Raw genomic sequence first — 15,639 nt, 5'->3', positions numbered from 1 at the left:
GTATTCTTACATGAAGAATGCTTCTCTCGATAAGAGCAAGTTAACATTTTTAACAAAAAGTTTCCTATAGGAAACTTTTCGAAAATTCCAATCTCGTGCGTCTTCTTTTTTTCGTTACGTCAATTGGCGTCGTAACCCACTTGCATACCACCCTCACATTCCCGGCTATCGTGATTTTTATTTAACCATTAAATTACAACAACTTAAATTCATCATGAATAATCCGCATTTGCAATCTTTGTTGATACCAAGTAAAAAAGCAATCGTTTGCGCAAAACCGCGCCTACGCAATGGTTGCAAGGTGACTCTATTTCCAGAAATGACGACCATGTCACATCGTGAGTTTCCTATAGGAAATTTTGTTTTGCAGGTCGCAAATGGGTTTTGTATGTTACGCAAATGTTGACCACGAATTTATGAAAACGCCAATACTTCTAATGAGAGGCTTCGTTCGTCAACCATACCGCTTCGTTTTCGGATTGAAGCGCGTAACTTAACAAAACAAGGAGACGTGCAATGAGTCATAGCATGTTTGACCTTTTTAAAATTGGTGTAGGTCCATCAAGTTCACATACTGTGGGTCCCATGGTGGCCAGTGCCAGATTTGCTGCTGAATTACGTGAACACGCGTTACTCCACGGTGTGGAAAGCGCAAAGTGTGAACTTTATGGTTCACTCGCTTTAACAGGTAAAGGCCATGCAACTGATGTGGCGTGTGTGATGGGATTGATGGGTGAATGGCCTGACAGTATTAATCCCGATGACATACCCACCATGTCCAGCATGGTTCAAGGAAGCAAAGAGCTTCCCTTAGATGGTCATCGGTTCATACCGTTCGATTGGGAGAAAGATGTTGTCTTTCATTTTGATCAAGTGCTCCCCGAGCACCCTAACGGCATGACACTGACGGCATACGGAGCAAATGGCGAAACGCTACTTAGCCGCACTTACTTCTCTGTGGGTGGTGGCTTTGTGGTGGAAAAAGGCGAAACCGATGCATTGGCCTCGGATTTTGCGCCGCCATTCCCGTTTAATAGTGCTCAAGAACTGCTTTCGCATTGTAAGAGCGAAAACAAGACTATCGCCGAGCTTATGTTTATCAATGAGTTAGCCCGCGCAAAACACCATGATAAGCAAGCAACAATGCAAACGGTGGACGACAACGTAGATGCTATTTGGCACGTGATGGCGGCATGCATTGAACGTGGCATTGAGCAAGATGGTGTATTACCCGGCGGCTTGGAGCTGAAACGACGCGCCAAGAAGCTGCACGATTGCATAAAAAAGAAAGATTCTGATGGATTGCCCGTCGATTCAAACGATTGGGTCAACATGTTCGCCATGGCCGTCAACGAGGAAAACGCCGCGGGAGGCCGTGTTGTTACCGCTCCCACTAACGGTGCAGCGGGTGTCATCCCTGCCGTGTTGGCGTATTACGACAAGTTTGTCGCGCCAAACAATGCAGATGGCATTCGAATTTTTCTCGCAACGGCGGCTGCCATTGGCTCTTTGTATAAAACCAATGCATCTATATCCGCCGCAGAGGTCGGGTGCCAAGGTGAGATCGGCGTGGCCTGCTCTATGGCCGCAGCGGGACTTGCCGCCGCGATGGGTGCGACACCTGCTCAAATAGAAAATGCGGCAGAAATTGGCATGGAACACAATCTTGGACTGACTTGCGACCCGATCAACGGGCTGGTTCAAGTGCCCTGCATCGAAAGAAACACCATGGGTGCAGTGAAAGCGATAAACGCAACACGCCTCGCCCTTAACGGCGACGGTGAGCACCATGTTTCGCTCGACAGCGTTATCAAAACCATGCACGAGACAGGTCTCGACATGATGAGCAAGTACAAAGAAACATCGCAAGGTGGATTGGCGACTAACGCTATCCCTATCAATGTGGTGGCTTGTTAGAACGAACACAATCAAAACGCCTTATGGCGTTTTGAGAACGGATTCATCTGGCCCAAAAGGGTTGGGAACAACTGTTACGTTTCACACGGAGAAGTAAAAATGGATGCAAGCATGAAGTTCGCACAGAGTCACGAATGGGTAAAAGACAACGGCGACGGCACAGTCACAGTCGGCATTTCAGACCATGCACAATCACTGTTGGGTGATGTTGTGTTTGTCGACCTGCCAGAAGTAGGAAGCGAAGTGGAAGTCGGTGAAGGATTCTCTTTGGTGGAATCTGTAAAAGCTGCATCCGATATTTACGGTCCGGTTAACGGCGAAGTTGTAGAAGTAAATGAAGATCTGGAAGACAGCCCAGAGCTTGTTAACGAAGAGCCATTCGAAGGTGGCTGGATCGCAAAAATCAAGCTGGCTGAAGACAGCAATCTGGATCACCTAATGAGTGCTGACGCTTACCAAGAAACCATTGAAGACTAATTCAGGAAGAAGGTCATGACAGAATCACGCTTACTGGATCAATTGCTCCCCGATAATGAATTTGTAACGCGCCATAACGGACCAAGAGAGTCCGAACAACAAACAATGCTGGATGCCATTAGTGCCAACAGCCTAGAGCACCTGATTGAAGAAACTGTCCCTGCGGCAATTCGCTTACCTGAGCCAATGAAGCTCGACGGTGCGAAAAGCGAAGTGGATATGCTCGCGACGTTGAAAGCTATCGCCAGCAAAAATATCATCAAGCGCAGCTTGATCGGCCAAGGCTACTACGGCACCCATACGCCGCACCCTATTCTTCGAAATGTATTGGAAAACCCAGGTTGGTACACGGCGTATACCCCTTACCAACCTGAAATTTCGCAAGGCCGTTTGGAATCGCTTCTTAACTTCCAGCAAATGGTCATGGACTTGACCGGCATGGAGCTTGCGAATGCGTCTTTGCTTGACGAAGCAACGGCAGCGGCAGAGGCAATGACGCTGTGTAAGCGTGGCGGAAAAAGCAAAAGCAATGCGTTCTTCGTCGCTGACGATGTTCACCCGCAAACCTTGGATGTCATCAACACACGCGCTCGATTTATGGGTTTTGATGTCGTAACTGGCCCTGCGGATACACTGACCTCTCACGATGTCTTTGGCGCATTGCTTCAATATCCGGGAACAACGGGTCAAGTCAGAGACCTGTCAGACCTGATTGCTGCTGCACAGGCGAAAAAGACACTGGTCACTGTTGCGTCCGATCTGCTTGCTTTGACCTTACTGAAATCACCGGGTGAAATGGGTGCTGACGTGGTGATTGGTTCCGCGCAGCGCTTCGGTGTCCCAATGGGATACGGTGGCCCACACGCTGCCTTTATGGCGACGCGTGACAAACTCAAACGCACCATGCCGGGTCGCGTTATTGGTGTGTCTGTTGATACTAAAGGCAACCAAGCCCTTCGCATGGCAATGCAGACCCGCGAGCAACATATTCGCCGTGAAAAAGCAACATCGAACATTTGTACTGCTCAGGCGTTGCTGGCAAACATGGCCGCCTTCTTCGCGGTTTACCACGGCCCTGAAGGCTTGAAGAAAATTGGCCGTCGCGTGCATCACCTGACCGCATTGGCTGCTGCTGCGTTTAACCACGCCGGCATTTCTCTCGCGTTCCATGATTTCTTCGACACCATCACCTTGAACACAGGTGACAAAACGGACGCTTTGTTTAAAAAAGCCGATGATGCAGGTTTTAACCTTCGTAAGTTGGACGGTCAACTCGGTATCAGTTTTGATGAAACCTCCACACTCGAAGAAGTGAACGCGCTTATTACAGCATTGACCGACGAAACGGATGTCAGCCAATTCGCGTCTTCTATAGAAGCCGACGAGTTCGCCGCGATTCCTGAGTCTTGCCGTCGTACGAGTGACTACCTCACTCACCCAGTTTTCAACACGCACCAAAGCGAAACCCAATTGATGCGTTATATGAAAAAACTGGAAAACAAAGACTTCTCGCTCACCCACGGCATGATCCCGCTTGGCAGTTGCACCATGAAACTCAATGCCGCCGCTGAAATGATCCCCGTGACATGGCCAGAATTCGGTGCATTGCACCCCTTCGTGCCAGCTGAACAAGCGCAAGGCTATGCAGAGCTTGCAGACTCGTTTAGCAAAATGCTGTGTGAAATCACGGGCTACGATGCGATGTCTTTACAGCCAAACTCCGGTGCGCAAGGTGAATACGCAGGCTTGATCGCCATTCAGCGTTACCACGAGAGTCGTGGCGACGCGCACCGCAATGTATGCCTCATCCCTAGCTCTGCGCACGGCACTAACCCTGCGTCTGCAGCCATGGTATCGATGAAGGTTGTGGTGGTTGGCTGTGATGAAAACGGCAATATCGACGTTTCCGATCTCAAGGCGAAAATCGACAAACATCGCCACGATCTGTCGTGCATCATGATCACCTACCCGTCAACGCACGGTGTGTACGAAGAAGCAGTGCAGGAAGTCTGTGAACTGGTTCATGAAGCAGGCGGTCAGGTTTACCTTGATGGCGCAAACATGAATGCACAAGTTGGCCTAACCAGCCCAGGCTTTATCGGTTCAGATGTTTCTCACTTGAACCTACACAAAACCTTCTGTATTCCACATGGCGGTGGCGGCCCAGGTATGGGTCCGATTGGTGTGAAATCGCACCTTGCGCCGTTCTTACCAGGCCATGTTGTTGACGGTTCAAACTATGCCGTTTCTGCTGCACAAATCGGCAGTGCGTCTATCCTCCCTATCTCTTGGGCATACATTGCCATGATGGGCGAGCAAGGCCTGACAGAAGCCACCAAGGTCGCGATTTTAAGTGCAAACTACGTGATGGAGCGTCTGCGCCCCTACTACCCTGTGCTGTACCGTGGCACACATGGTCGTATTGCGCATGAGTGCATCATCGACATTCGTCCACTCAAAGAAGCGTCAGGCATCTCTGAAGAAGACATTGCTAAGCGCCTGATGGACTTTGGTTTCCATGCACCAACCATGTCGTTCCCTGTTGCTGGCACACTAATGGTTGAGCCAACAGAAAGTGAAGATCTGGCTGAACTCGACCGTTTCTGTGATGCCATGATTGCCATTCGCGAAGAAATCGCCAAAGTGCAAGATGGCGAATGGCCGTTAGAGAACAACCCGTTGGTGAATGCGCCGCACACGCAAGCAGACTTGATGTCTGTTGAGTGGGAACGCCCATACAGCCGCGAACTGGCATGCTTCCCAAGTGTACAAGCCAGAGATGCGAAATACTGGCCAACGGTTAATCGCGTCGACAACGTTTACGGCGACCGCAACTTGATTTGCTCTTGCCCGAGCATAGAGAGTTACATGGAAGAGTAAGCCAAGTGATCTCAGATAACCAAGTTGGAAACTGTGATAACCGAGTTGGAAACCGATAACTAAGCTGGAAACTAACTTGAATAACAAAAGGCGAACCATTTGGTTCGCCTTTTTAATTACCTTCAACATTTATCAATTCAAGAAGGGAGCACTATAGGGTTGCTTCTATTCATATCATAGGACTCAGATTTACAATTCAAAGGCGATGCACCCTGCAAGACATTGATATTTAATAGATATCCGAATGACCACTGACTTGATAGACACCCCTGAGTTAGACATGATGACTAACAGAGAGGTGTTTATGAGTGGTAAGAGATTTCCAGAAGAATTCAAAATTGAAGCGGTAAAGCAGGTCACCGAAAAAGGCCACCGTGTCGCGGATGTTGCCCATCGTTTAGGGACAACAACGCACAGCCTATATGCGTGGATAAAACGCTACGGCCCTGATGCTTCTCATCATCAAGCCAAGTCTGATGAAAGCGAAGAAATTCGTCGCCTCAAAAAGGAGCTGAAACGCGTCACAGAAGAGCGCGACATATTGAAAAAAGCCGCGGTGTACTTCGCAAGCCAGTCCGACTGAGGCACGCCTTTATCCGCGCTCACCAAGCGATTTGGCCTATCAGATTGATGTGTCAAGTCCTCGGCATTCATCCCAGTGGTTATTCCGCCTGGGTTCAAAACCCTGATTGCCAACAGGAGCAGCGGCGGAAATATCTCATCGGACGTATTAAACAGTTCTGGCTTGAGTCTGGTGGTGTCTATGGCTACCGGAAAATTTGCAGTGACTTGCGAGATGACGGAGAGTCCTGCGGAATTAATCTCGTTCATCGTTTGATGAAACGGGAGGGTTTGCAGTCTTAACGAGGATATAGAAAGCCTCGTCCTCGAGGAGGTACTGAAAATATTGTCGCCGCCAACAAGTTGGCACGGGAGTTTAATCCGACTGCACCGAATCAATCGTGGGTAACAGACATTACTTACATCAAAACACATGAAGGCTGGTTATATCTGGCTGTTGTCATCGATTTGTTCTCAAGACGCGTGATTGGGTGGTCGATGAAGAGTCGGATAACCAAAGAGTTGGTGTTGGATGCGTTGCTGATGGCGATTTGGCGTCGTTCCCCGAAAGAGAAAGTACTTGTACATTCTGATCGGGGCAGTCAGTACACCAGTCATGATTGGGATAAATTCCTGACTTAGCATGGCTTGGAGTCGAGCATGTGCAGCAGAGGTAACTGTCATGACAATGCTGTTGCTGAAACCTTCTTCCAGTTATTGAAACGAGAACGTATCAAACGAAAAATCTACTCAACGAGAGAAGAAGCACGGATGGATATCTTTGAATATATTGAGATGTTCTACAACGTAAAACGCCGGCACGGTTCCAACGATCAGATGTCACCTGTAGAGTATGAAAAGTAGTACGAAGAAAGGCTCAAAAGTGTCTAATGAGTCGGTGGCTATTCAACTGAACTTCATGTTAAGAGGATCAAAGCAATCAGAGAAACCATTTTTAAAAGACGTTTTGAAGAAATAGAGGCAAGGGGCTTTAGTGAGCGTCAGAATTGGCTATACCAATTCAATTAAAAAAACTGTTTATCAAAATTTCATGTAAAATATTATTTACTGAGATAAAGATTTCACCCAGTTAAAGTAATCAACGGCTAGCCTCGCAGCAAGTCCGTAATTGATATGAGGGAGTGCTAACAATAATAGCACTAGCGTAGTTAGCACTCCTGCAAACACAATCCCCATAGCTGTGTAGAGTTTTGAAATCCCGATCTGACTTTGGTATTGCTGATGGAGGTCTAACTTACTTTGCTCAAAGCTTTCCTGCTTCTCAAGCAAGATACTTTGGAAGGATTCCAACTCTTGGTTTTGCGAAATCTTTAGCTGCTCCACGTATTGCTTATAGCGAGCCGATTCCCTTTCTAAGAGTGTAACATTTCTAGTGACACGACTCATTTTGTCGTTAGAACTATCTAAAGTATCTTTCAGTTTCTTGATGATTGTTCTTGAGTATTGAGTCACAAGTGGATTGCTCAAAATCTTCGCAAAGACTTGTTGACTTAATTTAACGCGTAGTTTCTCAAAGTAGTCCTCTAAGTCCTCTGGCGTAAAAGGCTGTTTGTTCAATTCTTTGCGAAACCTAATGCTATCGTTGATCTTTACTTCCAAGATAGGAATATTGTGGGATTCGAATACCTTCACCTTATCGGGTTCGCAACAGTGAGTGACAAAAATTTCTAACGCAACCTTTCCTCCCCACTCATCGTACATCAGAGAGTCTTTAGACAGATAACCAATGGCATCAGGATAGAAATACTTGTCGCTGCCAAATTGGAGCCGAGTAGATTGATAATCCTTATCAAAGTAGTCAAACTTTAGCGGAAGGTCTTGGTTTCCGATCTTAAAAGGAATCGTACTTAAAGACGTTAGTGCTTCTATTGCTAACTGATGCGATAGACTCTCTCCATCACTATCACCCTGTACTTCTTTAGCTGCGTTTTTAGGATTATATCTAAAAAAGCCATTTTTATTTGGATGCACAGGCTTCCGGTCTTTTGGATCTCTGTGAGTGCTCCACAGAATATATTTGTTAAATTCTGCCCCATGATCCCGTTTCAATTTGAGAGCTTCCCAAATATACATCATGAGTTGACTATGGCCTTGCTTACCTGGGATAGGTTTTTGATTGTTATCTGTAACATACGCCCAAATTTTCATCAAACTTCCTTCAAGTGTTCTCAATTGTATATCCACGGAGCATTGCTAAACAAAAAAGCTCCGTTGTATACCCTAGGTAAGACTCTAATTTATTCAAAAAATAAGAGATTAGCCGATCGATTCTTCGTATTTTTTTACATGGTGTTGAATAAAGAACATGCCCGCAGAACTCACTACATAATGCCCTTCACCGCATCGGTACATGAAGTTACGATTCAAGAGAAAGCGCAAGCATGCATCCCAGTCATCTTTTGGCATTAGTGCCCTTCGAATACGGTCATACTGCTCATTTCGTTTGATCTCATCTACATGTTTAGCTTTAAGGCCAAAATGTTCATTAGCTAAATCATCTAGATCGAAACTCTTATCAGTCCAAAACCTAGCTATCACTAACAGCAATGCTTGTACCTTAGTGGCGTTTTCGTCCGCATCTTCTGAACTATCATCTTTACGAATGTGAAAAAACTCACCGCTTGAGTTAAAAACCAGCTCAAATCCGATATGCTTATAAAGGAGGCTATAGTGGCTATCCAAATGCTTATAAAGCTCAGTATACAAAGGGTTCTCAATAAACTGCTGAGTATATGTTTCATATACACGCCTAGTGATCACTTTACCAGACGAGAACTGAGCGTAGACTTGCTGACTGAATTCGAGGTCAGCATAGTCGAAAGTGTTAGAGATTAGGGTATTAGTCGTATGCATAAGTCTCTCGTGGCTCCAATTTTATTTTTCTGTACTTAAACACATAATCACCTACCGTTATCTCATTAAAAATATTCGTAACTCTTGGAAGATGATTGTTAAGGTTTAGCTGGCCTACTGAATTAAGGGTCATTAGGGCTTCAAGAAGGTCAAGTATTTGGTAGTCATTCAACAAGCCCTCTAGCCTATCGTTCACTACTTTTATCAAATCATCACAATGCTCGAATCTCATCAGATACATTAGCTGCTTAACCTGTTTCACCCTTTCCAAGCGCATGTCTAAACTATTATCTTTAGAGCTCTGTAAAAGAGATAAATCAAGCTGATTGACTAATTTGTAATCTTCAAGCTTCGTGGTGATATCCGTGGTTATATTGTTAAAGTACGACTGTGAATCACTCAGTCTGAGGTCTTTTGGACGAGGCTGGTTCATCAAGCCACAAAACAAACCTGATGTTAGAGCAAAGTCTGAACTGATTCTTTTACGCCTTAAGTCCTGTTGTGTTTCTTTTAAATATTCCACTAACTCAGAAAATGCCTTTTCGATTGCATTAAACTGGGTAAGCCTTTTCCTTGAGCGAGCTAAAAACTGATCAATAGATGTAGATATACGACTTATGTCTTTATGATAAGCATTGAATGAAATTGCATATCGAAGCATGGTTGAAGCTTCACTGTCTAAACTATGTACTTCAAACAACCTTTTAAGCTTTTCAAGACATGCCAATAAATTTAACCCATCCCTAAGTACCACTTTCTCATCCAGAAAAGCCCTAGTAGGTAGGATATGTCTAACAAAGAGGTTTGATATATGTTCAATATTGTCTTTTTGTAATGCCTGCACGACATTAGGATTGGTTGTCTTCAAGGCTTTCTCACTCTGTTCGCTCAAGTCCTTATTCACATCTTCCATGCGAGTAAGGTTTCTACGAATTAGACTTTGCAGGGCAGCCAGAGATCGAAACAACGCCCCCAATGCCTCCCTGTAGTCTAAGTCTTGTGGATTAAAGTCAAGGCTACCGCTATCAAACTCATCAGTTAGTTCCCTTAACGCAACAAGCCTCGTGTTTAACTCTATATGAGTAAGTTCTTGAATTAAGCTTCTATCAAAAAGTCTAAAAATGTCCAGTACCGCTTTATCGAAAAACAGCCGCCCAGCACCTTCGAAATGATCAAAGTCAGACAAAATATGCGAGTTAATCAGACTATCCTTTGAAAAAGCTACTCTGACAGCATTTTGCTGAGTTGCATCTCCTTCCAACGTTTTGAGACACCTAAATACAGCGGTATTAAAATCGTATTCACGTACATACGATTCACCATATGCATCCATAGACCTTATCGACTCAAGCATGATGACTTTATACTCCATCATTAACTTAAATGTCGGAAGTGTATCTAGAACTTGGCTATTCATCAGTCTCTCCAAAAATACACATCTGATCTTCTTTTGCTACGCTTGGTTTAATGATGTACTCAGGTTCACTAGTAAAGGCAATCTGACGCTCAGGATGATAGGGAAGACTTGTTTTTATCGAGTCAATTTTGAAGTAGTAACCAAAGAGTAGTATCAACTCACTAGATACTGAATGAGTAGATGCACTTAGTACTCTAAAACCTGACTCATTGAGTTGTGGCAACAACCACTGAAACTGCGAGAGATCGACAGAAGCACCCTCATCTATAATCAATGGGAAAAATACTTTACAGCTAGATTGCTGGACAGATTTTAGTAGCACTTCAACTAATTTGATGTTTATTAGCATTACTGTCGAAGTTGACTGAGATTTTGTCTCAAGACTCTTCGCGCCTTGTTTTTTAACATGGTAGTTAATTCCTGTGAGTATCTTTTCCATGGTTAAGGTTGATACCACACCTTCATCAAAAAACTCTTTACTAAAGGTCTTAAGTCGATCTACAAACTCACTTGAAAGTCGGCTATCGGCATATAAATCAATGTGTGCTACCTCTGCCAATAGTGCCTCAAATCTACTATTGACACCGATTTTGGCTTTTACTTCCGATAAATCATTAATAGTGACTTTCTGAAACTCGCGGTTAATAAACCCTTCAAAGCTATCAATTAACTGTCGATTTTTTTCAAGTTCAGTAATGATTCCATGAATCTCACTCTTAAGGGCAATGAACTGCCTTTTCAGGTTGGCTATCTCATCATTTACATGTACAAATTTTGACTCAATCTGTCTAAACGTATGACGAATTTGCTCCTCAGAAAGAGTTGCGGTAAACAAGTCGTCATCATTGTCAATCACACCTTCATTTACCAAAAAATGTATGGCGGATACGACACCACTACGCGCCTGCACTTTTTCTAACAGCGCACTTTCCAGGTTTTCAAAAGACTGTTCTGACACTTTAACTCTTTCACCGCTTAACTTTTCCAGTGGAAGATCTGCCAATTTATGTCGTACTAAACTATTCTTTACTCTAACATTTAGGGCTTTGAGCTTTTCTAAATTTGAATTAAAACTACTTAAACTCTCCTTTGAATCAGCTAACTCCCTCTGAGACATGTCTAAGCTACGTTGCGCTATAGCTAATGACTGTTCTGCCTCTTCAACTTGTATAGTTAAAGCTTGTATTTCCTCAGAGGTATCATTGGCGGTTTTCAGGTTGAACTCATAACTCTTAACTATGCTCAGTTCGCTATCGTATCGGTTTAGTTTCCGCTGCAACTTAGTTATTTCTGCTTGTGTAAGGATTTCGCTTTGATTGCTGATCTTTTCTAGGGATTGCAGTTCATCCTTCAAAGCACTTAAGCTCTGAGTTCTCTGTTCAAGCTCTTCTTCCGTTGAGTGCTCTTCTACCAAACTGGCAATATTTAGAGTCCTATCAAAAAAACGATATTGCTGATTATCTCTTTCAAAAAGAGCTAAAAAGCCTCGAATACATTCTAACTCTGTTGCTGCAAGTCTACGACCAGGGTTTGCTTTGGAAATGGCTTTATTTATCGAAGCTAATACTTGATAGTCACCTACCTCCAACTGCTTTGATAGGAAAAACTCTTTTAACTCTAGACTTTGCCTGAGTGCCGTTACACATTTGGTCTCAACTAATATTGACGTCTGCAACTCGTCAATACGCATTCTCCTAGCTGCTGCATCTTTCAAATTCTCTAGATTAGCTGTTTCTTTATCCAACTCATCAGAAAGAATCTCTTCAATTTCAGAGATAGGCTTTCCGAAGTAATCATCAATGACCCTTTTTGCCGTATCTAACTGAGGCTGTAGTTTCTCTAATTTCGCACTTTCCTTTTTAAGAACTCCATTCAACTCATGGAGGTGTTGTTGCGCGTCATCGCGTAACTTTTTTCTACTATTGTTGTGTTCAAGTGCCAAATGCACTCGCTCTGCAAACAACTTGCTTTCTTTAGCTTTAGATTCCAAGTCATTTCTAAGCAGATGAGCAAATTGCAGCATTTTAGTCTCTGCACTTTGGTTTTCTTTTAAAGTGGCGTATGCGATAGAAAGCTCTTCAAATTTCGGTTTTAGGTTTTTTACTTTTTGAAGATGAAGTTCCTTATCGCCAAGCATCTGGTTCCTATTCAAAAACTCATTGATATCAAGGCTTAGTTCATCTTTACGTTCTTTCTTAGAGGACTCAATGATGTTGGCAATAGCCAGCCTAACGGCATCAGAACCAGTCTTCATATCAAAAAGAAGCTTAACTAATGCTTTAAAGGAGTTAATGCTAGCATCATCTAACTTGCTCAATGGAAACAAACAATAACGCATGGCATTTACATCAAGTAAATCATTTGCATACAACGCTTCTTTGATTGCCTGAGGGCGCTCAATAGTCTTAAAGTACTTAGGATCTCTTTCTTTTAATGCCTTCTTCACATAATCAATCGATAGGTTTTGTACTGCTCCTCCAATACCATCTTCTCCAATACTTGAATCCCAAAAGAGATCTTTTATGTTTTGGTACGGAAGAGATGTAAACATTCTTTTGTAAGATTTAGATTCACCTCGATAAAGAATCTGACAGTGCGGAGCTGGGCCACCAAGAAAATTCTCACACTCTAAAATCAAGAAACTCGATCTACTCGGGAAATAGTGTTCAAAACTCTCATCGTCCGTATAGGGTTCACCTTTATTATTCATGAATCCAAACTTCTGAAAGCTCTTCTTGAAGTTTGTCTCTGGCAGTAGAAACAACCGAATCGCGTTAAGTATTGATGTTTTACCAACATTACCCTTCGCAATTATGATCCCACCGTTTCTAAGATCAATTTCTGCAATAGCTACCCCTACGGAGTCGACGACAATCAATCTTGAAATACTTATGCGAAAATCTTCCATCATCCCATCCTTATGGTAGTAGGGCTTCTTGTTCCAAAAATGCTCTATGTGTATGTAACAATTGTTTTTCTTTTTCTAGATTTAACTCACTGGCAATAGAAATCGCTTGTTGCCATTCCGCAACAGATTTGGGCTTCAAATTGAAGAACGCTTCAAACTTGGCCCAATCAACAGGGGAAAGCCAATGGCAATCTGACACGTTCATTGCTAATGTTTTAAAAATCTTCAGACCGCCTAGATCTAAGTCTCCCGCTACGTAGATGCGTTTATAGTTCTCAAGAAAATTCAAATTTAGGCTGTTATTAATTTGTGTCCCTGCACCAAACAAAAAGTCAGTGTGCTCAATCAAGTCTTCACGGTCTATGCTTTCCATAAAAGAAATGTACCGATAAAAATTCTCTATGTTCTCAATGACAACGGCTTGATCGCTCAGCTTGGGTAAAGAACTAATTACCCCAGCTTCTGATGAAACAATCACATATGGAGTATTTGGAAAACTAGTCGTATTAAGTAAGAGGATATGGGAAAAACTTGTACTAATGACGTGTGATTTACCTTGTTTCGCGCCATCTATTCGACTTGAAATATCCTTTGTATAGAACGATGAATGACGTTCTTCATCTAACACCTTCAGCACATGTCCTGTGCGTACACACTTTGCCTCATAAATGGACATCCACTGTTCAGGGTCTTTCAAATCAAGCTTCTCAATAAACCTCCTCAAGTTTATCGGCAAACCTTCTTCGATCTTCGATAAGTAATCATTGACGTTCATTGTAATCCTCAAAGTCAGAAATTTACGCCGTAAGTAACGCGTCGAGCAACATAGCTTTAATCAACTGGTCTCATTTTATACTGGAATCAAATGATTCGTTAGAGTAAATTAGTACAGTTCATTTTGATAAGGGTAATCATTATGCGTTGTGTCGAATCTCCGCAAACCAAACGACTAAGGCTTATTGATTTCTATCTCTGCTTCTTTGGGAAAGTGAATCGCTCCGACCTTATTCAGCACGGTGATATTGCCGTTGCTACAGCTAGCCGTTCTTTTAATGCTTACAAAGAACGTTTTCCCGACAACACGGTTTTCAACGAAAGCCTGCGAGCATACATGAGATCTGCATCGTTTAGTCCAGCTTTTGAGCATGACCCAGAAGCAGCTCTGAGATTAATAGCATGGGGTCAGGAGCTTAACTCCATTCCAGTAACAACTTATGGTGTAAGCAGCTTCGCGACAGTGTTGGATTCACTATCCATTGATATCGTCTCTCAAGTCACAAGGTCGATCCTGAATAAGCACTGTATTTCTGTCCTGTATAGTTCCTCAACTAGCACCGAGACTAGAACCCTGACGCCTCATTCTCTATTTAAAGGGCTTGGGGCTTGGCATATCCGTGCTTGGGACAGTAAAAGACGCAAGTTCCTGTGCTTTAGAATCAGTCGAATTCTTAAGGCTGAACAAACTGACAGCTCATACGACAAGACTATAAAGGACGATACTCTTTGGAATCGTGACGTTGTCCTAAGTGTTGCACCGCACTCTAAGCATGAAAATAGAAATGACTTAGCTATTGACCTTGGTATGGAAGGTCAATATGTGCGAAACATTACAACCAACGAAGCATTAGCTGGCTACGTGCTCAATGACCTCCACGTAGACAGCACGCCTGATGCTTCTTTGCCGCCGCATGCCTTCAACTTGCAGTTGATGAATAGACACGAGCTGGAGCATGTTGACTCTATTCGAGTCCTAGTACCTGGATTTATTAGGAACAAAGATGATAAAGCTTGAGGTAAGTGAGCCCTGAGCATATTGAGTTGTTTACACAAACAAGCGGCTGGTTCATTACAAATTCGCGGTTCGTAAAACGCGGTTCGCAAAGTACGGCTCGGGTTTTACGAACTGAGTTATTACTCTAAAGAAGAAGCTGTATGAGGTGATAGTTTCCAACTTAGTTAACCAAACCTACTGCCTTTATTAACCATGAAGAACTGGAGTTTCCAACTTGGTTATTTTTAAAGAGTACTCCAGATAATTGATTTAGAAAGCTAGCAAGTTTCCATCTTAGTTATCTGTGATCACCAAGTGCACCAAGTAAACATCCACCTTCTAAAGAAGGTGGCTTTCAATGAGCCCCCTAAAAGGGGCCTTTGGCTAGTCCAGCTCTATCTCCAATTGATTTTGCCTTTCCACCTTTTCTTGGTGTCTTACATATCGGCGAATGATTTCTTCATTGATACCGACCGCATCGACGAAATAGCCCCTTTGCCAAAAGTAGCTTCCCCAGAGTTTATTCTTGCGTAAGTAAGGAAACTTGCTGAACATCTTAAGAGCTATTTTTCCTTTCAATGCCCCCATCAGTTTCGAAATTGATAGCTTCGGTGGAACCTTGATTACCAAGTGAACATGATCAACTTGAACACTCAACTCAACAACCTCGCAGCCTAGTTGACTACTGTATACGTGAATGCAGCGATACACTTCTTTTCCGACTTTGTTCTTTAATATCCGAAACCTATACTTTGGCGTCCACACTATGTGATATTGACACCGCCAGTACACATGCGATGCTTGCTTGTATCTACTCATGCTTTATGTCCTCTT

At 43.4% G+C, this 15,639-nt stretch carries 10 protein-coding genes and 1 pseudogene; 5 read left to right on the top strand and 6 right to left on the bottom strand.

The window, feature by feature from the left end; translation table 11 throughout:
* The first annotated feature begins 516 nt into the window (after positions 1-516).
* From LRP49_RS04130 to LRP49_RS04115, 4 genes and pseudogenes are all read left to right on the top strand, one after another.
* On the top strand, positions 517-1,917 hold the full coding sequence (locus tag LRP49_RS04130) for an L-serine ammonia-lyase (protein ID WP_274140436.1): 1,401 nt from the start codon (positions 517-519) through the stop codon (positions 1,915-1,917).
* A 99-nt stretch (positions 1,918-2,016) separates the two neighbouring features.
* Complete coding sequence (gene gcvH / locus LRP49_RS04125; protein WP_274140435.1) at positions 2,017-2,394, top strand: glycine cleavage system protein GcvH; 378 nt, start codon at positions 2,017-2,019, stop codon at positions 2,392-2,394.
* Between the two features lie 15 nt (positions 2,395-2,409).
* Positions 2,410-5,274 carry an aminomethyl-transferring glycine dehydrogenase gene (gene gcvP / locus LRP49_RS04120; RefSeq protein WP_274140434.1) on the top strand — a complete coding sequence of 955 codons (2,865 nt, stop codon included), beginning with the start codon at positions 2,410-2,412 and terminating at the stop codon, positions 5,272-5,274.
* A 304-nt stretch (positions 5,275-5,578) separates the two neighbouring features.
* Positions 5,579-6,699: pseudogene (locus LRP49_RS04115) on the top strand (IS3 family transposase).
* 201 nt (positions 6,700-6,900) lie between these two features.
* Here the strand turns inward: LRP49_RS04115 and LRP49_RS04110 are convergent.
* The 5 genes from LRP49_RS04110 to LRP49_RS04090 form a co-directional block, all read right to left on the bottom strand.
* Positions 6,901-8,004: a hypothetical protein gene (locus LRP49_RS04110; RefSeq protein WP_274140433.1), complete on the bottom strand. Its 1,104-nt coding sequence runs from the start codon at positions 8,002-8,004 to the stop codon at positions 6,901-6,903.
* Between the two features lie 108 nt (positions 8,005-8,112).
* Positions 8,113-8,709, bottom strand: a complete 597-nt coding sequence (locus tag LRP49_RS04105) for a condensin complex protein MksE (protein ID WP_274140431.1) — start codon at positions 8,707-8,709, stop codon at positions 8,113-8,115.
* A complete protein-coding gene (locus LRP49_RS04100) occupies positions 8,696-10,126 on the bottom strand; it encodes a hypothetical protein (protein ID WP_274140430.1) in 1,431 nt (476 codons plus the stop codon). The genes LRP49_RS04105 and LRP49_RS04100 overlap by 14 nt, the downstream gene beginning before the upstream one ends.
* Positions 10,119-13,034: a DUF1749 domain-containing protein gene (locus tag LRP49_RS04095; protein ID WP_274140429.1), complete on the bottom strand. Its 2,916-nt coding sequence runs from the start codon at positions 13,032-13,034 to the stop codon at positions 10,119-10,121. The genes LRP49_RS04100 and LRP49_RS04095 overlap by 8 nt, the downstream gene beginning before the upstream one ends.
* 10 nt (positions 13,035-13,044) lie before the next feature.
* Complete coding sequence (locus LRP49_RS04090; RefSeq protein ID WP_274140428.1) at positions 13,045-13,809, bottom strand: Wadjet anti-phage system protein JetD domain-containing protein; 765 nt, start codon at positions 13,807-13,809, stop codon at positions 13,045-13,047.
* A 141-nt stretch (positions 13,810-13,950) separates the two neighbouring features.
* Here LRP49_RS04090 and LRP49_RS04085 point away from each other — a divergent pair, with 141 nt between their 5' ends.
* Positions 13,951-14,826, top strand: coding sequence for a BrxR family helix-turn-helix transcriptional regulator (locus LRP49_RS04085; protein WP_274140427.1), 876 nt, complete (start codon positions 13,951-13,953; stop codon positions 14,824-14,826).
* Positions 14,827-15,189: 363 nt separating this feature from the next.
* On the opposite strand, the gene tnpA is transcribed toward LRP49_RS04085, so the two are convergent.
* Positions 15,190-15,624 (bottom strand): IS200/IS605 family transposase, encoded by a 435-nt coding sequence (tnpA, locus tag LRP49_RS04080; RefSeq protein ID WP_274140426.1) that lies wholly within the window; start codon positions 15,622-15,624, stop codon positions 15,190-15,192.
* Between the last annotated feature and the right edge of the window lie 15 nt (positions 15,625-15,639).

The organism is Enterovibrio qingdaonensis (genome assembly GCF_028683135.1).
Lineage (GTDB): Bacteria > Pseudomonadota > Gammaproteobacteria > Enterobacterales > Vibrionaceae > Enterovibrio > Enterovibrio qingdaonensis.
Note: the sequence above shows the minus strand (reverse complement) of the source record. Positions and strands in the feature narration are given on the sequence as shown.